19 protein-coding genes are annotated in these 19,475 nt (G+C 40.4%); 3 read left to right on the plus strand and 16 right to left on the minus strand.

Annotated features, from left to right (window positions below):
* From ftsZ to mraZ, 13 genes are all read right to left on the minus strand, one after another.
* Positions 1–1,390: cell division protein FtsZ (gene ftsZ, locus RM529_RS09770; protein ID WP_311484614.1), on the minus strand; the 1,390-nt coding region annotated here is incomplete at its 3' end.
* A gap of 29 nt (positions 1,391–1,419) precedes the next feature.
* On the minus strand, positions 1,420–2,775 hold the full coding sequence (ftsA, locus tag RM529_RS09775; RefSeq protein ID WP_311484615.1) for a cell division protein FtsA: 1,356 nt from the start codon (positions 2,773–2,775) through the stop codon (positions 1,420–1,422).
* A gap of 3 nt (positions 2,776–2,778) precedes the next feature.
* On the minus strand, positions 2,779–3,495 hold the full coding sequence (locus RM529_RS09780; protein WP_311484616.1) for a cell division protein FtsQ/DivIB: 717 nt from the start codon (positions 3,493–3,495) through the stop codon (positions 2,779–2,781).
* The gene (gene murC, locus RM529_RS09785; RefSeq protein WP_311484617.1) at positions 3,492–4,838 is read right to left on the minus strand and encodes a UDP-N-acetylmuramate--L-alanine ligase; all 1,347 of its coding nucleotides are present in this window, start codon (positions 4,836–4,838) and stop codon (positions 3,492–3,494) included. The genes RM529_RS09780 and murC overlap by 4 nt, the downstream gene beginning before the upstream one ends.
* A 118-nt stretch (positions 4,839–4,956) precedes the next feature.
* Positions 4,957–6,069 (minus strand): undecaprenyldiphospho-muramoylpentapeptide beta-N-acetylglucosaminyltransferase, encoded by a 1,113-nt coding sequence (gene murG, locus RM529_RS09790; protein ID WP_432264530.1) that lies wholly within the window; start codon positions 6,067–6,069, stop codon positions 4,957–4,959.
* Positions 6,056–7,258 carry an FtsW/RodA/SpoVE family cell cycle protein gene (locus RM529_RS09795; RefSeq protein WP_311484618.1) on the minus strand — a complete coding sequence of 401 codons (1,203 nt, stop codon included), beginning with the start codon at positions 7,256–7,258 and terminating at the stop codon, positions 6,056–6,058. The genes murG and RM529_RS09795 overlap by 14 nt, the downstream gene beginning before the upstream one ends.
* A 26-nt stretch (positions 7,259–7,284) precedes the next feature.
* On the minus strand, positions 7,285–8,625 hold the full coding sequence (gene murD, locus RM529_RS09800; RefSeq protein WP_311484619.1) for a UDP-N-acetylmuramoyl-L-alanine--D-glutamate ligase: 1,341 nt from the start codon (positions 8,623–8,625) through the stop codon (positions 7,285–7,287).
* Position 8,626: 1 nt separating this feature from the next.
* Complete coding sequence (mraY, locus tag RM529_RS09805) at positions 8,627–9,859, minus strand: phospho-N-acetylmuramoyl-pentapeptide-transferase (RefSeq protein ID WP_311484620.1); 1,233 nt, start codon at positions 9,857–9,859, stop codon at positions 8,627–8,629.
* 42 nt (positions 9,860–9,901) lie between these two features.
* On the minus strand, positions 9,902–11,368 hold the full coding sequence (locus RM529_RS09810) for a UDP-N-acetylmuramoyl-L-alanyl-D-glutamate--2,6-diaminopimelate ligase (RefSeq protein WP_311484621.1): 1,467 nt from the start codon (positions 11,366–11,368) through the stop codon (positions 9,902–9,904).
* The gene (locus tag RM529_RS09815; protein ID WP_311484622.1) at positions 11,365–13,362 is read right to left on the minus strand and encodes a penicillin-binding protein; all 1,998 of its coding nucleotides are present in this window, start codon (positions 13,360–13,362) and stop codon (positions 11,365–11,367) included. The genes RM529_RS09810 and RM529_RS09815 overlap by 4 nt, the downstream gene beginning before the upstream one ends.
* 7 nt (positions 13,363–13,369) lie before the next feature.
* Positions 13,370–13,687 carry an FtsL-like putative cell division protein gene (locus RM529_RS09820; protein ID WP_311484623.1) on the minus strand — a complete coding sequence of 106 codons (318 nt, stop codon included), beginning with the start codon at positions 13,685–13,687 and terminating at the stop codon, positions 13,370–13,372.
* Between the two features lie 41 nt (positions 13,688–13,728).
* Entirely contained in the window at positions 13,729–14,625 is an 897-nt protein-coding gene (gene rsmH, locus RM529_RS09825; protein ID WP_311484624.1) for a 16S rRNA (cytosine(1402)-N(4))-methyltransferase RsmH, read from the minus strand.
* Entirely contained in the window at positions 14,612–15,079 is a 468-nt protein-coding gene (gene mraZ / locus RM529_RS09830) for a division/cell wall cluster transcriptional repressor MraZ (protein ID WP_311484625.1), read from the minus strand. The genes rsmH and mraZ overlap by 14 nt, the downstream gene beginning before the upstream one ends.
* Before the next feature lie 288 nt (positions 15,080–15,367).
* Between mraZ and RM529_RS09835 the strand changes: the two genes are divergently transcribed.
* Positions 15,368–16,132 (plus strand): alpha/beta fold hydrolase, encoded by a 765-nt coding sequence (locus RM529_RS09835; RefSeq protein ID WP_311484626.1) that lies wholly within the window; start codon positions 15,368–15,370, stop codon positions 16,130–16,132.
* Between the two features lie 55 nt (positions 16,133–16,187).
* Positions 16,188–16,793, plus strand: a complete 606-nt coding sequence (gene yihA / locus RM529_RS09840) for a ribosome biogenesis GTP-binding protein YihA/YsxC (RefSeq protein WP_311484627.1) — start codon at positions 16,188–16,190, stop codon at positions 16,791–16,793.
* A gap of 53 nt (positions 16,794–16,846) precedes the next feature.
* Here yihA and RM529_RS09845 read toward each other — a convergent pair whose 3' ends face one another.
* From RM529_RS09845 to gldB, 3 genes are all read right to left on the minus strand, one after another.
* Positions 16,847–17,032: a hypothetical protein gene (locus RM529_RS09845; protein ID WP_311484628.1), complete on the minus strand. Its 186-nt coding sequence runs from the start codon at positions 17,030–17,032 to the stop codon at positions 16,847–16,849.
* 237 nt (positions 17,033–17,269) lie between these two features.
* Positions 17,270–17,608 carry a gliding motility protein GldC gene (gene gldC / locus RM529_RS09850; RefSeq protein ID WP_311484629.1) on the minus strand — a complete coding sequence of 113 codons (339 nt, stop codon included), beginning with the start codon at positions 17,606–17,608 and terminating at the stop codon, positions 17,270–17,272.
* A complete protein-coding gene (gene gldB / locus RM529_RS09855) occupies positions 17,608–18,570 on the minus strand; it encodes a gliding motility lipoprotein GldB (protein WP_311484630.1) in 963 nt (320 codons plus the stop codon). Before gldB ends, gldC begins: the two co-directional genes overlap by 1 nt.
* A gap of 106 nt (positions 18,571–18,676) precedes the next feature.
* Between gldB and nadE the strand changes: the two genes are divergently transcribed.
* On the plus strand, positions 18,677–19,468 hold the full coding sequence (gene nadE, locus RM529_RS09860) for an NAD(+) synthase (RefSeq protein ID WP_311484631.1): 792 nt from the start codon (positions 18,677–18,679) through the stop codon (positions 19,466–19,468).
* The last annotated feature ends 7 nt before the right edge of the window (positions 19,469–19,475 follow it).

Below are 19,475 nucleotides of genomic sequence, written 5' to 3' on the forward strand. Positions count from 1 at the left end.
TTAAAGGAAAATCAAAAGTAAACATGATCTGATCGTCATTGGCCTCTTCCGGCTCATTAACTTCCACTTCAAAATTACTTTCTTCAGAAGTATCATTAATAATAAATTCTTCAGGATCAATTTCCTCATAATCCACATCCATATTCCTTGCTGAAGGTGGTGTGTATAGATTATCATCCTTCTTTGTAGAAATATTTCCTACTTCATCTACTTCTTCCAGTGCATCATCCAGGGTGTGAACTATCTTGTTCTCCTTCGGCTCCTCTTCAGTTTCTTCTGCTGTATTTTCTTCAAGAGATGAAGAATAGTAACCGCCCTTTTTCGGCATTAATTCGTGCTCTGCCTTCTGCTCATCTTCTAAAGTATGGATGATCTTTTTTGTTTCGGTATTTACAATTTCATCCTGCTGCTCTACATTAAAACCCGTGGCAATAATTGTTACTGCAATAGCATCATCCAGAGCATCGTCTTCACCAACCCCCATAATAATATTGGCGCTGTGCCCGGCTTCTGCCTGGATGTGGTCATTAATTTCACCAATTTCGTCTATAGTAATTTCTTCGGCACCAGAAACTATAAGCAGTAATACATTTTGAGCTCCCGTAATTTTATTGTCATTTAACAACGGAGAATCCAAGGCTTTACGAATTGCATCGTTAGCCCTGTCGGCACCAGATGCACTTGCAGAACCCATTATGGCAGTACCACTATTACTCAAAACGGTCTTGGCATCACGCAAGTCAATATTCTGAGTATAGTGATGAGTAATAACTTCGGCAATACCTCTGGAGGCTGTTGCCAAAACTTCGTCGGCCTTGGAGAAACCGGCTTTAAAACCGAGGTTTCCATAGACCTCGCGAAGCTTGTTATTATTAATCACGATAAGTGAATCTACATGAGAACGCAATTTTTCTACTCCCAGCTGAGCCTGCTCATTACGCATTTTTCCTTCAAACTGAAAAGGAATGGTACATATACCCACTGTTAAAATACCCATTTCTTTAGCCTGTTTGGCTATTACGGGAGCGGCACCTGTACCGGTTCCACCGCCCATCCCGGCAGTGATAAATACCATCTTGGTATTTACATCCAGCATCTGCTTAATCTCGTCAAAACTCTCTACTGCAGCCTGCTCGCCCACACTGGGGTTTGCACCTGCACCAAGCCCTTCGGTAAGGCTAACCCCCAGTTGGATTTTATTGGGAACGGAACTGTTATCCAATGCCTGCGCATCGGTATTACAGATCACAAAATCTACTCCTTTTATTCCTAACTGAAACATATGGTTAATGGCATTGCTACCACCACCTCCTACGCCAATCACTTTTATGACGTTTGATTGATTTTTCGGTAAATCGAATGAAATGTCTCCAAATTCTGTACTGCTCATAAATTCAATTTTACTGGTTGTATGTTGTATTACTCTGCGTTATCTAAAAAATCTTTAAACTTCTCTGCCCATTTGTCAAAAATGCTTTTCCTGGGCTCTTTTCGTTGTGAATCTGAACTTTCCTGCGAGAAAGATTCATCTTCAGGATCATCAGAGATTTCCTCCCCTACTTCATGCGCGTCATCTTCTTTTTTAAGAACAACTTCTTCCTGAAAACGGCTTTTGCTGTGTTCCAGGCTGTTCATTACCAGTCCAACGGCGGTCGCGTACACCGGGCTGGTAGTTTCAGAATCGTTGGTACCGGCAAGATGCTCGTTTGGATAACCAATCCTGGTATCCATTCCGGTAATATATTCTGCCAACTGCTTAAGATGTTTTAACTGGGCGCCGCCGCCTGTTAATACCATCCCGGCAATCAGTTTTTTCTTCTGCTCCTCGTGGCCGTAATTTTTGATTTCCAGGTAGACCTGTTCAATAATTTCGACTACTCTGGCATGGATAATTTTTGATAGGTTTTTAAGGGTAATCTCCTTTGGTTCCCTTCCGCGTAATCCCGGAATAGAAACAATTTCATTATCCTTATTTTCTCCCGGCCATGCAGAACCAAACTTGATCTTAAGCAGCTCTGCCTGCTTTTCAATGATTGAGCAGCCTTCTTTAATATCTTCAGTAATCACATTTCCGCCGAAAGGAATTACAGCCGTATGCCTTATGATCCCATCCTTGAAAATTGCCAAATCTGTGGTACCGCCACCTATATCGATTAAAGCCACTCCGGCTTCTTTCTCTTCCTGACTTAAAACAGCGTTTGCTGAAGCCAATGGCTCCAGGGTTACTGCAGAAAGTTCAAGGCCCGCGCTTTTTACACATCTTCCAATATTTCTAATGGAAGAAACCTGGCCTACCACCACGTGAAAATTGGCTTCCAGGCGGCCACCGTACATCCCGATAGGTTCTTTAATTTCGGCCTGGCCATCTACTTTAAATTCCTGCGGAAGCACATGAATAATCTCCTCTCCCGGCAGCATCACCAGTTTATGAACCTGGTTACAAAGGGTATGGATATCCTCTGCATCTATCACCTCATCTGGGTTTGGCCTGGTGATATAATCGCTGTGTTGTAAACTTCTTATATGTTGCCCGGCAATCCCCACCACAACATCTTCAATTTTTAATCCTGAATCTGCTTCAGCTTCCTGAATAGCCTGCTGGATAGACTGGATCGTTTGGGTAATATTATTTACCACACCACGATGTACACCAAGACTTTTGGACTTCCCGATGCCGACAATTTCCACTTTGCCGTACTCATTTTTACGCCCAATCATGGCTACAATCTTAGTAGTCCCTATGTCTAATCCTACTGCTATCTCCTTCTGTTCCATAAATTATTTTTTCGTGCAAACAACCTGATTACCAAATTGCAAGTTCACTTTTCTGTAGGTATTTAACTTATCGTCCTTAAGAGCCTTTTTGTAAAAAGCTTTAAAATTGTTGAACTTTAATTCTATATTTTCTGCCTTACCGAAATACACCAGGAAATCCAATTTTCTCATTTCCAGTTCAAATTTCCCTGTGCTCAGGCGGTTAATTCCTGTTATATGCTGGGTTAAAAATTTATCATTTTTTATATAATCCAATAGGCCATATGCCTCTGCCACATTCCCCCCATCAAAGCCAAACATTAATGGTACACGAGCTGAATAATAAGGTGAAAGCGGCATTAACTCCCCGTTTTTATCCAGGTAAAAAGAAGAATTCCCCACAACCCTTCCAATAGGTTTACGCTGACTGATCTCTGCCTGAAGTTTGCCGTCCAGTGTCAAAAAAACTTCCGCGTTTTCTATCATGTCGTGGTTATTTAAGAGTGTTTCTACCCTATTCAAATCTAAAGTTTCTTTATCCATATTTAGAGCGGCCACTTTATTTTGTATTAACAATTTATTAACCGCTTCCTCAGTCACATACAGATTTTCATCGTCTGTAAATCGCACTGCTACTTCACTGACTTTACGCGATTTCTGCCTCTTTTCAGCAAAACCGAAAAGGAACACGACAAGAGCGATTAGCGAAATTGCTTTTATATATCCTGAAACAGCTCTCATTGCAACGCCAATTTTACTTTTTCTACTTCCTCTCCAATGTCTCCTGCCCCCATCATAACTACCACTTCAGCGTTTGCACCTTTTATTTTTTCTGAAATATTTTCCTTCTGAACAAGCTCCTTATTCTGATTATTAATTTTGTCCAGAAGCCATGCTGAAGTAACTCCTTTAACCGGAAGTTCCCGCGCCGGATAAATATCCAGTAACATTACCTGATCGAATTTGCTGAGGCTTTTAGCAAAATCATCTGCAAAATCCTTTGTCCTGCTAAATAAATGCGGCTGAAAAACAGCCAAAACTTTCTTTCCTGCGTGCATTTCCCGAACAGCCTGATATACCGCCGAAATTTCTGCAGGATGATGTGCATAATCATCTATAAGAACAAAATTTTCAGATTTAATTTTATAGGAAAATCTACGTTTTACTCCTTTAAAACTATACAAAGCCCCGGCAAGCTGATTCGTGGGGGAACCATATTCTATCGCCATGGCCAGGGCTGTTATAGCATTTAGCAAATTGTGTTTGCCGGGTAAATAAAACTGTAAATTTCTTATAGTATCGACCGGAGTTTTTAAATCAAAAAGATAAGCTCCGTTTTCTATTTTTATATTAATTGCTGAAAAATCAGCATTGTCATTAATTCCAATTGTTGCGCCTTCCAGTGGCAGCCCATTCCGCACAAATAACCTGCCATTAGCAGGAATCAGTGCAGCAAATTTTTTAAAGGTGGCCTGTAATTGCTCATTTTCGCCATAGATATCCAGGTGATCTGCATCCATAGAGGTAATTGCAGCAATATTTGGCGATAATTGTAAAAATGAACGGTCGAATTCGTCTGCTTCAGCAACTATTACCTCGTCGCCCTGCATAATAAGGTTGCTTTGGATATCTTCGCTAATTCCGCCCAGAAAAGCCGTCACTTTTGCGCCGGTTTCCTTCAAAATATGCGCTAATATGGCTGTTGTAGTCGTTTTTCCATGCGTACCCGCAACGGCAAGGGTGAATTTCTTCTGTGTGACCATTCCCAAAACCACCGCGCGCTTTTTGAGGTTATAATTATTTGCTTTAAAGTAATTGAACTGCTCGTGGCCTGTGGGAATCGCCGGAGTACAAACCACAAGCGAATTTTTATCTGAAATAACGGCATTCGGAATTTGGCCAATATCGTCCTTATATATAACCACAACCCCTTCTTCCTCCAGCTTTTTTGTAAGCGGAGTAGGAGTTTTATCGTAACCGGAAACATTCTTCCCTTTTGCGTTGAAATATCGCGCAAGGGCACTCATCCCGATTCCACCGATCCCGATAAAGTAAAAGTTTTGTATGTTATTTATATCGTTCAAACTTCGTTATTTCTTATTCTCTGGTTTCTATTTGTTCATACCTACAAGGTTTTGAAAACCTTGCAGGATTTTTTTGGTTTAGACCTGACAGGTTTTTGAAACCTGTCAGGTCTGGCGTTCATTTTCTGGCAATCAACTTTTCCACCTCATCAACAATATTTGCTGTCGCATTTGGCAGCGCCATTTTTTTAATATTCTCTCCCAGTGCTGCCTGTTTTGCTTCAGAATTAATCAAATCGAAGAAACTCTCCTCAAACTTTTCGTCCAGCTCAGCTTCAGTTAAAGTCAGCGCTGCATTATTTTTTGTAAACGCCATTGCATTTTTGGTTTGATGATCTTCAGCAACATTTGACGACGGAATAAAAAGCACAGGTTTCCCCACAATACTTAATTCTGAAACGCTTCCTGCACCAGCCCGGGAAATAATAACATCTGCCGCGGCATAAGCCCAGTCCATCCTGTTTAAAAACTCATAAGTCTGCACCAGGTCGCTGTTATGCTTCCGGTATTCATCATAATATAATTTTCCCGTTTGCCAAATAAGCTGAATGTTCTCTTTCTCAAATTTTGGCACCCAGGTCTCTATTAACTGGTTTATTCTTCTTGCACCTAAGCTTCCGCCAATTACCAGCACGGTTCTCTTCTTTTTGTCCAGATGGAAAAAACGCTGTGCTTCTTCTCTCTTTTCAGAAACTTTTAAAAGATCCAGCCTCACCGGATTTCCTGTAATTACTGTTTTTTCTGCAGGAAAGAATCTTTTCACTTCTTCATAAGCCGCACAAATTACATTGGCCTGTTTCGACAAAATCCTGTTGGTTATTCCCGGATAAGAATTCTGCTCCTGGAGCAAGGTTGGAATTTTATTGGAAACCGCTACCCGCAGTAAAGGACCGCTGGCAAAACCACCTGTTCCTATCACCACGTCTGGCCTGAATTTCCTGATTATTTTCCTGCTTTTGCTCAAACTACTGTACAGCTTAAATGGAAACATCAGGTTCTTCATTGAAATTTTTCTCTCAATTCCGCTAATCCAAAGACCTTCTATATTGTAACCCGCCTGTGGAACTTTTTCCATTTCCATACGATCTTTAGCGCCAACAAAGAGAATTTCAGAATCAGGATAACGCCTGCGAATTTCATCTGCAATAGCGATGGCCGGGTAGATATGCCCCCCGGTGCCTCCTCCTGATAATATGACACGTAAATTCTCTTTCACTTTAGATCGCTTCACTTAAAATATCTAACGGATTTTCATCATCAGTTTCCTGAGATTCCGCTTCTTTAATTTCTTCTCTTTTTGCACTTACACTTAAAATAATTCCCAGCGCCATGCAAGTCATCCAAATAGAAGTCCCACCGCTGCTTATAAGCGGCAGCGTTTGCCCCGTTACCGGAAACAATTCCACCGCAACAGCCATATTTACCAGCGCCTGGAAAACTATTGGAATTCCCACTCCCATTACGACCAACTTTCCAAATGTTGAATTCGCTTTTGTGGCGACGATCACTATTCTAAAAAGTAACATGAGGTAAGCCAGCATAACGCCAAATGCCCCAATCAACCCCATTTCTTCCACAATTATCGCATAAATAAAATCTGAAGAAGACTGCGGTAAGAAATTCCGTTGTACAGATTTTCCTATTCCGGTACCGGTGACCCCACCTCTTGCAATGGCAATTTTCGCCCTTTCAATTTGGTAATCGGCTTCAGTATCATCATCATTAGCAAAATTTTCTATCCTGCTCGCCCAGGTGTCCACCCGGCTGGGCAGTACGCCGGGAAAGGCTTTTGCCGTAAGTATAAAAATTGCCAAAAACACGACTCCAACCCCCACAATCGCACCAAGATATTTTAAAGGATATCCACCCAGGAACATTAAAACCAGCGTCATTGCAAAAATTAATGCCGCAGTCGAAAAGTTAGCCGGAAGAATGAGTGCGAGAATCAGGAACACCGGTAACCACAAGGGTAAAATAGTTTCCTTAAAAGTGACCGTTCTCTCGGTAATTTTAGATAAATACCGCGCTACATAAACCATAAGCACTACCGAAGCCAAAGTAGATGACTGAAAGGAAACCCCTAAAACAGGGATTTGTATCCACCTACTGGCATAAGCACCCCCAATAAAAGTACCTTGTGCCACAGTATATATAAGCAGCACAATAATAACGGGCAGCATTAAAATTGACAGTCCGCGGAAATAATTGTACGGAACGCGATGTACTGCAAAGAGCAAACAAAATCCTAATAGTAAATGGAAGAAATGCACCACAAGATAATTGAAGGTGCTTCCATCTCCATGAAGATACGCAAGATTACTACTGGCGCTATAAACCGGCAGGAACGAAAATATTGCCAACAGCCCCGCGGTCGCCCAGATAACCTTGTCTCCTTTAAGATTTGAAAAAATACTGCTCATTTGTTATTTAATTCTTGTTCCAGACCTTATAAATTCCTTACTGCTTCTTTAAACTGGCGGCCTCTGTCTTCGTAATTTTCAAAAAGATCAAAACTCGCACATGCCGGGGAAAGCAAAACGCTTTCGTTCTTCTCTGCAATTTTGTAGGCGATTTTCACTGCTTCGTCCATAGATTGTGTTTCCACAATCGTATCCACGCAATTTCCAAACGCAGCCATGATCTTAGCATTGTCTACCCCAAGGCAGATAATCGCTTTTACTTTTTCGTTTACCAAAGGCAACAAATCGCTGTAAACATTGCCTTTGTCTACCCCACCAACAATCCACACCGTCTCGGTCTCCATGCTTTCCAAAGCATAGAAAGTCGCATTTATATTGGTAGCCTTAGAATCGTTTATGTACATCACATTGTTGATCTTAAGCACCTTTTCCAGGCGGTGTTCCACTCCCTGAAAATTTTCCATACTTTCACGAATAGTTTGTTTCCTGATTCGTAAGAGTTGAGCAACCGTAGCGGCCGCCATCGCATTTTTTGTGTTGTGCTTGCCCTGAAGGCTAAGATCTGTTGTTGGCATATTAAATTGGGTGTTATTTATTTTTACAATTATTTCATCATTTTCTAAAAAGGCCCCGTTTTCAAACTTTTTTTCTAATGAAAAAGGCAACTTTTGTGCTTTTATCTGGTTTTTATCCAGCCACTTTATAATATTTTCATCATCTGCATCATAAATGAAAAAATCTGATTCTGTTTGATTCTTAGTAATCCTGAATTTAGATTCTATATAATTATCCAGGCTGTACTCATACCTATCCAGATGGTCTGCAGTTATGTTCGTTAAAACGGCAATTTTCGGCCTGAAGTTGAGGATTCCATCCAGCTGAAAACTACTCAGTTCCAACACGTACCAGTCGAATTCATTTTCTGCAACCTGTTTAGCAAAACTATCCCCTACATTACCTGCCATTCCTGCGGAAATATTTCCGGATTTAAGAATATGGTGAACAAATTTTGTAGTGGTCGTTTTTCCATTGCTTCCGGTAATACCAATTACTTCTGCGGAAGTGAATTCTGAAGCAAATTCAATTTCAGAAATCACAGGAATGCCTTTGCCCTTCAGCTTTAAAACCAGCGGAGCATTATCCGGTATCCCCGGACTCTTCATTACCACTGAAGCTGTCAGGATCCTTTCTTCAGAATGAGTGTACTCTTCCCATTCTATTTCATGATGTTTAAGAACTTCCTTGTATTTATCTTTTATCTTTCCCTTATCGGAAACAAAAATTTTAAAGCCCTCCTTTTTGGCCAATATCGCCGTACCTACACCACTTTCGCCTCCTCCCAGGATTGCAATGCTCTTTACTTCCATACTATCTCACCTTCAGGGTAACCACGGTTACAATTGCCAGGAAAATCCCCACAATCCAGAACCTAACCACAATCTTACTTTCATGATGCCCTTTTTTCTGATAATGATGATGCAGGGGTGACATCAGAAAAATTCTGCGGCCGTCACCAAATTTTTTCTTTGTGTACTTAAACCAGCCAACCTGCATTACTACAGATAAGTTCTCCATGAGGAAAATTCCGCAGAGAATAGGGATAAGCAGTTCCTTTCTGGTCGCTATGGCCAAAACGGCAATTATCCCCCCAATGGTGAGGCTGCCGGTGTCTCCCATAAAAACCTGCGCGGGATACGTGTTATACCATAAAAAACCGACCAAAGCACCTGCCATTGCGGTGATATAGATCGTCATTTCCCCCGAACGCGGGATATACATAATGTTGAGATAATCTGAGAAAATTATGTTACCCGAAACCCAGGCAAAAATCCCCAGCGTAAGGACTATAATTGCTGAAGAACCTGCTGCCAGGCCATCTACACCATCGGTAAGATTGGCACCGTTGGAAACTGCAGTCACGATAAAAATCACAATTGGGATAAATATTATCCAGGCATATTTGGCATAATCGGGATTGATCCAGGTTATTAAGCTCGCGTAATCAAACTCATTGTTTTTTACGAATGGGATTGTAGTTGTGGTAGTTTTTTGTTCCGGTCCCATTTCCCTTGGATCACCGGCTTCGGACAATTCCTGATTGGGGACTGCCCTATTCGCTTCTTCCTTAACTGTAATACCCGGGTGAAAGTAAATCGTGCAACCAACAATTAAACCCAGTCCCACCTGACCTATAACTTTGAAAACACCTTTAAGGCCTTCTTTATCCTTCTTGAAAGTTTTTATATAATCATCCAGAAAACCTATAGCTCCCATCCAGAGGGTGGTAACAATAAGTAAAATCACGTATATATTCTCAAGTTTCGCAAAGAGCAGTACCGGAATAAGTGTGGCAATAATGATTATTAAACCTCCCATTGTAGGAGTTCCTGCCTTTTCACTCTGACCTTTAAGCCCAAGTTCACGAACACTTTCACCCACTTGCTTTGCCAGCAAATAGTTGATGATTTTTTTACCATAAATGGTAGAAATTGCCAGAGACAAAATAATAGCCATAGCAGACCTGAAGGAAATATATCCAAACAACCGCGCTCCCGGCAGTTGATATTCTGATCCTAGATATTCAAATAGATAGTATAACATCCTTTATCTTTCAGAATTTCCTTTTCAGGAAAAAAGCTTCAGTTACTTATTTTGCTGTTTTAAAAATTCCTTTACAATCTGGAGATCATCAAAATCCAGACGCTCGCCGTTTACCTCCTGGTAAGTTTCGTGTCCTTTCCCGGCAATAAGAATAATATCGTTTCTCCCTGCCAACTGGCATGCGGTTTTTATCGCCTGCTTTCTATTGGTAATGGACATTGTTTTTTTAAAGTTCTGAGGCTGTACACCCGCCTCTACCTCTTCAATAATCTTATCTGGGTCTTCGGTTCTTGGATTATCACTGGTAAAAATGACTTTGGTGCTTAAAGCTGAAGCTATATGCCCCATCTTTGGTCTTTTAGTTTTATCCCTGTCACCACCACAGCCAACAACAGTAATTAACTCTTCGTTTTTGGTGCGAATCGCATTAATCGTTTCCAGCACATTTTTTAAAGCATCAGGAGTATGTGCATAATCAACGATGGCTGTGATTTTCTCATTTTCGGAAACTACATATTGAAACCTTCCGCTAACGGAATCCAGTTCACTTATAATTTTTAGACTTTCCAGGGTTTCCAATCCGAGTAATTCAGCAGCAGCATAAATTGCCAAAATATTGTACGCGTTGAAATTCCCAATAAGCCGGGACCAGACTTCCTGCTCATTCACCTTCAGAAGTAATCCTGTAAATTGATTTTCGAGAATTTGCGCCTGATAATCTGCATAGGATTTTAATGCATAACTATATTTCTTAGCCTTTGTATTCTGAAGCATCACGTTACCATTCTTATCATCCACATTAGAAAGTGCAAAGGATGATGCAGGTAATTCGTCAAAAAACCGCTTCTTCACATCACGGTATTCTGCAAAATCCTTGTGATAGTCCAAATGATCGTGCGAAAGATTCGTAAAAATGCCACCTGCAAATTCCAGGGCAGTCGTCCTATGCTGCGCGATTCCGTGCGAGCTTACTTCCATAAAACAGAACTCCACACCTTCATCATTCATCTCCTTTAAATAAGAATTTATTGTCACAGAATCTGGTGTGGTTCTTATGGCCGAAAATTGCCTTTCTGCAACCATTACTTTTACGGTGGAAAGCAAGCCGACTTTAAATCCGGCTTTTGTGAAAAGATTATAAAGCAGGGTCGCTATTGTTGTTTTACCATTGGTACCTGTTACACCGACCAATTTCAATTTTTCTGAAGGATTTCCGTAATAATTAGAGGCCATGTAAGCCAGCGCTTTTTTGGAATCTTCTACCTGAACATAAGTGACCCCGTTAATGATATGCTGTGGTAGTGCTTCGCAGATAACCACCAACGCTCCTTTTTCTATCGCTTTTTGAATGTAATCGTGACCATCGGAAAGAGCACCTCTAATTGCAATAAAAACATCGTTCAACTCCACCTTTCTGGAATCAAAATGCAGATTATTAACAGTTACCCCGGTATTTCCAACCACGGCTTCCATTCTTACACGATACAGGATGTCTTTTAAAATGATCAACTTAATTCTAATTTTATATTTAATTCCTGATTCTGACTTATTTCCCTTCCCGCAGCCACAGACTGACTTTTCACTTTCCCTTTACCCCTGAAGTTTACTTTAAACCCCAGGTTTTCCAGCAAGGAAATGGCATCCATAGCTGGCATCCCTGTAACATCTGGCATTAAGATTTTTTCATTCTGAATTTTGCTGTAGTACTTTTTAAAGTCTGCTTCCACATCTTCATTTTCCACTTCCAGGGAAGGCAACTCATCCATAATTGGAGTATCTGTATAAATTTTTTGAGCTATACTTTTAAAAACCGGCGCGGCAACAATATTCCCATAGTAGCCTTTTCTTTTGTTAGGCTTGTGAATCACGACAATACAGGAGTATTTTGGATCTTCAGCCGGAAAATATCCCGAAAAGGACGCGATATATCTTCCCGGCTCAATCCAATATTCTACCTGACAGGTTCCGGTTTTTCCCGCCATGGAGAAATTTGGAGTGTAAATATTGGCAGCAGTGCCACGTTTTACCGTATTTTCCATCATCTTTCGCACTTTCCTGGCAGTTTCCGGAGAACAGATAGAAGGATTTATTACTTCCTTTTCCACCTTCACTATAGTTTTATCCCATTCTTTCACTTCCTTTATAAAACGAGGTTTCACCATTTCACCATTGTTAGCAATCGCATTATAAAAGGTGAGCGTTTGCAGAGGAGTTAGAGAAACCCCGTAACCAAAGGCCATCCAGGGAAGACTCAGTCCATTCCAGTTCTTATCATCCGGATGCGGTATTTTTGGCTGACCCTCTCCATTAATATCAAGACCAATCTTTTTGTTAAGCCCCATAGCATACAGCCGGTCAACAAATTTTGAAGGATTTGTTTTGTAACCTTCTGTAATCATTTTTGTAAAAGCTGTATTTGAAGAGACTTCAAAAGCCTTTGCTGCGGAAATTTTTCCGTACCCGCCGTGATGTGAATCCCGAACAGCACGGCCATAATAGCGAACTACTCCGTTTTCTGTATCTACCACCTGGGCAGTATCTACTATCTTATCTTCCAGAGCGGCCACCATTGCCATTAATTTAAAAGTAGATCCCGGCTCGTGAGATTCATAAACAGCATAATTCCTCTTTTCGAAATAAGTGCCTTCTTTTGTGCGACCTAAATTAGACATGGCTTTAATTTCTCCTGTCGCAGTTTCCATAACCACCACAGTTCCATGTTCAGCTTCAAAATTTTCAAGTTGCTTTAAGAGGGCATGGTGGGCAATATCCTGAATATTTACATCTATGGTAGAAATTACATCATAACCATCCCGCGGTTCTACTTCGTTATTATCACTAATTGGTTTCCACTGGCCTTTAGCTATTTTTTGCTTTAACCTTCTGCCATCGGTTCCTCTTAGATAATTCCCAAAAGCACCTTCCAGCCCCACACGTGTGAAATATCCATCTGAATCCTTTCGCTCATAACCTACTGTTCTCTCTCCCATTTTCCCCAAAGGATGCTCCCTTACCGTTCTTTGCTCTACGATTAAACCACCTTTATAAGCACCCAGCTTAAACATTGGAAAGTTCCTGAACTTAATGTAATCTGCATAACCCAGATTTTTCGTAATTAGAAGATAACGTTGCCTGTTAGCTCTTGCCGCTCTTATTTTTTGGGAATAATATGAAGCGTTTCCCCCAAGTGCTTCTGAAAGTTTTTCAGACAACGGCCCTATATGCTCCTCAAAATCTTTATCTGAAACAGTAACCGCATCAAACCTTATATCGTATTTAGGAACTGAAGTTGCAAGCAGGCTTCCATTAGAGTCATAGAGGTTTCCGCGGTTAGCCGGGATTTTAAAATTACGGTAGGTTCTATCTTCTGCCAGCTCCTTATAATAATCACCCTCTACAAACTGAATGTCCATCAATTTAAAAGCAACAACAAACGCGAAGATGAACAGGCATCCCGCGACAATGTATAATCTGTTTAATATGCTTTTTTCAGTAGTTGCCATGCAGTTTCTACTTCTTAGAGTTTACCTTTATTTTATACGGCGGAGTTTCGGAAGGTTGAATCCCCGTTCCGCTTAATTTGTTAATGATTGTAGATTCCATTTTAATACGCATAAGGGCAGATCTGCGATCTACAAATTCGCTTCGCAATTCCCGCACTTCATTATTAAGCCGGGCTATTTCATGAACTTTACGCTCTGCACTGTGAGAGCTTGCAATCATCACGATCGCCAGGAGCGTACAAAAAACGATAAAGCGCCAGTTCTTAACAGCGTCGTTGCTTATAAGAAAATTTGCTTTTAATATGTTGTAAAACCCCTTCTTCATTTTCATTCGTTTAATCCACAACTAGCCAGAAAAGCTTCTGACTATAATTTTTTAGCAATACGAAGTTTTGCGCTTCTCGCCCTGTTATTTTCGGCAATTTCCTCTTTACCAGGAACCACCAGGCCTTTTACTTTTTTAAAGGGAACAGAAATATTTCCGTAGAAATCCTTCTCCGGCTCTCCTTTAAAAAGTCCGCTTCTTATATACCTTTTCACCAAACGATCTTCCAGCGAATGGTAGGAAATCAAACTCAATCTCCCTCCAGGTTTAAGCAACTCCTCCGTTTGGAGTAAAAACTCTTTTAAAGCTTCAATCTCCTGGTTAACCTCGATCCTTATCGCCTGATAAATCTGCGCCAAAATCTTATTTTCCTTACCTTTAAAAAGGCTTGGTTTTAATAAATCATTTAGCTGTTCACTGCTTTTAATAGGCATCTCCTTTCGCTCTGTCACGATCATCCGCGCCAGTTTGGGAGCATTCTTCAAATCTGCATACTCATAGAACATTTTCTTAAGCTGTTCCTCATCATATTCATTTACCACCTCGTAAGCACTAAGCTTGCTATCCTGGTTCATCCTCATGTCCAGTTTTGCATCAAACCGGGTAGAAAATCCGCGCTCGGCCTCATTAAACTGATGAGAAGAAACACCAAAATCACCAAGAATTCCATCTACCTGCTTTACACCATAGAAACGTAAAAACCTCTTGATAAACCTGAAGTTCTCATTAATTAGCGTAAAACGCTCATCCTCTATGTTATTCTGCAAAGCATCTTTATCCTGATCAAAAGCATACAGCTTTCCTTCTGGCCCAAGCTGTTTTAAAATCTCACGAGAGTGTCCGCCGCCGCCAAAAGTCACGTCCACATAAACACCGTCTGGTTTTATATCCAGACCACGAACTGTTTCCTCTAATAGTACAGGCTTATGATATTCCATCTAAATCGTCATTTCCCATCACCTCTTCAGCCAGATCTGCAAAATCATCTGAAGCGGCATCAATAGCATTTTCATATTTATCCTTATCCCAGATTTCGATAATATTAATTGCAGAAGAAAGCACAATTTCTTTCCCAATTCCTGCAAAACCTATAAGGTCTTTAGGGATTAATAACCTCCCGTTGGTGTCCACCTCAACAGTTTTTACACCTGCGGTGAAACGACGGATGAAGTCGTTATTCTTCTTCCTAAAGCGGTTCAATTTGTTCATTTTCTGCATTACTTCATCCCACTGCTCCATGGGGTAAAGTTCCAGACAAGGCTGAAATACAGAACGCTTTAGAACAAAACCATTTTGCAACATAGGAGCAAGCTGCTTCTTTAGAGCCGCAGGAATCATTAAACGGCCCTTAGCATCTACTTTGCACTCGTATGTTCCAATTATGTTTACCACTCTGCGATTTATAGATCAAATATATCGAAAAAAAAACCACTTTTTACCACTTTCTACCACATTGTTGATAAGTTTTACCACCGTATTCTACTGAAACACTTCTAAATAGCTGTATTTACTTATAATTCAGAAGGTTGATAGAAGTGGGAAATTTTAATTAAAAAACCTGCTTATTCAAAAGTTTGAGACTGCATTATGCTTTGGCAAAAACTCTTTGCTATTAGGTAAAAATGATTATACTTGTATTGAAATCGCTATATTTGCGATTGCTAACCGCAAAGGGCATCAATGAAAAATCATCTAAAGCAAGAAGGGAAGTTTACGTACTTAGAGGAAGGAGAAGGCACACCAATCGTCATTTTACACGGGCTTATGGGAGGCCTTAGCAATTTTGACGGTGTTGTAGATTTTTTTCCTTCTAAGGGTTATAAAGTTTTAATTCCAGAATTGCCTTTGTACTCTATGTCCCTTCTTAAAACCAGCGTCGCTACGTTTGCCAAATACCTGAAAGAATTTATTGAGTTTAAAGGTTTTGATGAGGTGATCCTGCTGGGTAACTCCCTTGGCGGCCACATTGCACTGGTTGCCACTAAACTCTACCCCAATATAATAAAAGGACTTGTAATCACCGGAAGCTCCGGACTTTATGAGAATGCAATGGGTGAAAGTTATCCAAGAAGAGGCGATTATGAGTTTATTAAAAAGAAAGCTCAAAACGTTTTCTATGATCCTGAAGTGGCTACAAAGGAAATTGTGGATGAAGTTTACGAAACCGTAAGCGACAGGAACAAATTGGTAAAAACACTGGCTATCGCGAAAAGTGCCATTAGGCACAACATGGCCAAGGACCTGCCAAAGATGCTTACTCCCACCTGTATTATCTGGGGAAAGAACGACAATGTAACCCCGCCTGAAGTAGCTGAAGATTTTGACCGTTTACTGCCAGATTCCGATCTTTACTGGATAGATAAATGCGGCCATGCAGCCATGATGGAACATCCTGAAGAGTTTAATCAATTACTCCACGCCTGGCTCGAAAAAAGGCAATTTTAGGCATACACTTTCTGCCCCGTAACTATTCCTGTTTAGGAAAAAAGACAGATTAAAGATGAAAATTAAAAATGCTGAATTTGTGATAAGCAACAGCAGCGTTGCGAAATGCCCCGACAGTAAACTTCCTGAATATGCCTTTATAGGAAGAAGTAATGTAGGGAAATCGTCCTTGATCAATATGTTAACAGGTCGTAAAGCTTTGGCAAAAACTTCTGCTACGCCTGGAAAAACGCAATTAATTAATCATTTCCTGATAAATGATAACTGGCACCTGGTGGACTTGCCGGGGTATGGCTACGCAAAAGTTTCGAAATCTACAAAAAACACTTTTCAGAAGTTTATCACAGCATATTTTGAAAAACGGGAGCAAATGATTTGCGCCTTCGTTCTGGTAGACTCCAGGCATAGTCCGCAGAAAATCGATATGGAATTTATGCAATGGTTGGGAGAACACCAGGTTCCATTCTGTATAATTTTCACAAAAGCTGATAAGCTGAAGTCTAAAGAACTAGATCTAAAACTCGAAAACTACGAAGCAGAAATGCTTAAGACCTGGTTGGAAATGCCCCAATATTTTGTCACCTCAGCAAATACCGCAATGGGGCAGGAAGAAATTCTGGATTACATTGAAGAGATTAATAAAAATTTGAAGTTGAGGTAATAATTTTCCTCTTTATCTAAAAAGAAAAAATTCTCTGTGAACGTCTAACGTCTTCATTTAGTTCTTTCTTCAAGCAAATTTTTCAGGTCTTTTTCATCCTTCAGTCCATTTAATTCTTCAGTAGCAATTAGCACCTGTAAACCCTCGTTACTTTCAGCTAAGACAATAGGAAATTCAAATTTATATCCAAATTTAGAAGCATACTGTTTCTTGAATTCATCGGAATGTAAAAATTCCATTTCTAATCCGGAAGTTTTTCTAAACTGCTTCCATGATTTCTTTTCTACCAAAAGTCCATGAGTGAGCGCACAAAGATTGCAGCTATAGGTTTGGGGACTAAAAACTTTATGCAGGGAATCCAGCACTGCGTTTGCAGGCCCTGATGCTGCGTTATATACGAAAATGAGCTTTTTCAGATGTTCATTTTTTTCAGTTTCGCTCCACTTTGTCTCAAAATTCCGGAGATGCTTCAGAATTTATTCCTGCTTGAGGTTCATTTTTTCAGCGAAATAATCACAGAAATCCTGCATTGTTGCTGTCATTTTTTCGTCCTGTGTCGCACGGTTAAAGGTGTTGCTCATAGCCACAAGCGTTTGATGGAAAAATTTTTTCATCTCGTCTACCGGCATGTCTTTGGTCCACAGATCTATTCTTAAGGTTTCCTGAGCGCTGCTATCCCAAACTGAAAGCATCAGGGCCTTTGCTTCCTCTTTATAAACATTTCCATCTTCTGCAGTCCAGTAAAGTTCCTCCGGAACGTGGTTTTCGTCTGTAATTACTTCTATATTTATCTCAGATTTCTTGAATTGGGCCATTATTTCCTGGGTTTATAATTTGCATCATTAAAAATTTCTTCGGCACTGGTATTCAACATTTGCTGTACGCTCACATCATTTTTCTCCATATACTGCCTCAGCATTTGCCAGGCCAGATATTGCCCCAGCCTGTCTGGTGATTCACTGTCCAGCAACAAGTAAAATTTTGAAAACGGTGCAGGATACAAAAATCGTGTATAGAGCTCAGAATCGGTCTGGAAAAGAAGTTCATTTTCTACAAAGTACCTCCAGATCTGCTCTTCGTTATTTTTTGCCCACTGCAACTCTTCTTCAGTATATCCCATTTTTTCTGCATCAGGTTTAAAAGGTATCCAAAGATCCTTCAGGTAAAGAATTTTACCGTAGTAAATCATTTGCGCCAAAAAGGTACGGGAATCAGGGCGAGGTATAAATTCCTGTGCTATGGCCGTAGCAGCGTCTGGGATGATTTGTTCTTTTCGAAAATTCTTCTTTAGGTATTCCTGCAATCCTATATAAAACGGATGGTCTTCTCCCAGATAAGTGTCCAGCGCAATTAAAAGCTTGCTTCCCGTATAAATAACTTTATTCTTATAATCAACTTCAGAAGTAACGGTGTAAACATCTGGCACTTCAAAATTGGGGAAATAATATTTCACATGCTGAAAAAGACTGTGTAACTGGTCCTCTACTTCTGAAAATTCCGGAAACTCTTCAGTAACTTCAGTATTTATTTCCTGCTGAATAGTGTCTGATAATTTATTTACCCAAATGCTATCGGGATATTGCGGTGGAAAGAAAAAACGGAATTCGCCTTTTAAGGTATCCAGGTTATCTGGTGTGGCATTTGCAAAGTGTTGATCAAACCTCGTAACCTCAAAATCTACCTGAACCTTTTCAATTTCCTCCTCGACATCAGATTTTGTCTCACAAGAAAATGATAAAAATGCAATACTTAATATGAAGAAAATTTTTCTGACCATTCTTTCGTTATTGTGAAGGCTTTAACGCCGGCACCTTTTATAAATTACGTATAAGTATTAGATTTGTGTACAAAGGTATTATTTACAAATTTAACCACCCAACATTATGCAGACCGAAAAAGTGACTAATCACATCATCGACTGGCTAAAAGAATATGCCACAAAATCCAATATGCAGGGCTTTGTATTAGGCATAAGTGGAGGAATAGATTCTGCAGTGGCCTCTACTTTATGTGCCAAAACGGGATTGCGCACTTTATGCGTGGAAATGCCAATACATCAACCTGCAAACCAGGTAACCAGGGCGAAGAACCACATTAAAGCACTAAAACACAACTTCGCAAATGTCACCAACATAACTGTTGATCTCACCACGACCTTCGATCAATTTAAAGACGTACTTCCTGCCGGGGAAAGTAACCGGCTTTTGGATTTGTCACTGGCCAATTCCCGGGCGAGACTAAGGATGACCACATTGTATTATTTTGCAGGCTTACATCAATATCTGGTTGCGGGAACGGGAAATAAGGTCGAAGATTTTGGAGTCGGTTTTTATACTAAATATGGTGACGGTGGCGTTGATCTAAGTCCTATTGCAGATTTAATGAAGAGTGAAGTTTATGAAGTAGGCAGATATCTTAACGTTGCAGACGAGATCTTAGATGCTGCCCCTACAGATGGGCTTTTCGAAGACAGTCCAAGTGATGAGGACCAATTGGGCGCAAGTTATGACGAGTTGGAGTGGGCAATGGAACAACAGGAAAGAGGCAAAACCTATAAAGACTTTTCGGGTAGGGAGGCAGAGGTTCTCAGGCTTTACCATATACTAAATACTAAGAATCAGCATAAAATGAATCCCATTCCTGTCTGCGAAATACCCGTTCATCTTAAGAAATAATCTCTTT

Source organism: Autumnicola edwardsiae, from assembly GCF_031846505.1.
Taxonomy (GTDB): domain Bacteria; phylum Bacteroidota; class Bacteroidia; order Flavobacteriales; family Flavobacteriaceae; genus Autumnicola; species Autumnicola edwardsiae.

Coding starts and splice junctions, on each gene's coding strand:
- RM529_RS09795 (WP_311484618.1), bottom strand. CDS start 7,258: ATGAGCAGTATTTTTTCAAATCTTAAAGGAGACAAGGTTATCTGGGCG.
- rsmH (WP_311484624.1), bottom strand. CDS start 14,625: ATGGAATATCATAAGCCTGTACTATTAGAGGAAACAGTTCGTGGTCTG.
- RM529_RS09780 (WP_311484616.1), bottom strand. CDS start 3,495: ATGAGAGCTGTTTCAGGATATATAAAAGCAATTTCGCTAATCGCTCTT.
- RM529_RS09835 (WP_311484626.1), top strand. CDS start 15,368: ATGAAAAATCATCTAAAGCAAGAAGGGAAGTTTACGTACTTAGAGGAA.
- RM529_RS09815 (WP_311484622.1), bottom strand. CDS start 13,362: ATGGCAACTACTGAAAAAAGCATATTAAACAGATTATACATTGTCGCG.
- yihA (WP_311484627.1), top strand. CDS start 16,188: ATGAAAATTAAAAATGCTGAATTTGTGATAAGCAACAGCAGCGTTGCG.
- ftsA (WP_311484615.1), bottom strand. CDS start 2,775: ATGGAACAGAAGGAGATAGCAGTAGGATTAGACATAGGGACTACTAAG.
- RM529_RS09820 (WP_311484623.1), bottom strand. CDS start 13,687: ATGAAGAAGGGGTTTTACAACATATTAAAAGCAAATTTTCTTATAAGC.
- gldB (WP_311484630.1), bottom strand. CDS start 18,570: ATGGTCAGAAAAATTTTCTTCATATTAAGTATTGCATTTTTATCATTT.
- gldC (WP_311484629.1), bottom strand. CDS start 17,608: ATGGCCCAATTCAAGAAATCTGAGATAAATATAGAAGTAATTACAGAC.
- murD (WP_311484619.1), bottom strand. CDS start 8,625: ATGGAAGTAAAGAGCATTGCAATCCTGGGAGGAGGCGAAAGTGGTGTA.
- RM529_RS09845 (WP_311484628.1), bottom strand. CDS start 17,032: ATGGAATTTTTACATTCCGATGAATTCAAGAAACAGTATGCTTCTAAA.
- mraY (WP_311484620.1), bottom strand. CDS start 9,859: ATGTTATACTATCTATTTGAATATCTAGGATCAGAATATCAACTGCCG.
- nadE (WP_311484631.1), top strand. CDS start 18,677: ATGCAGACCGAAAAAGTGACTAATCACATCATCGACTGGCTAAAAGAA.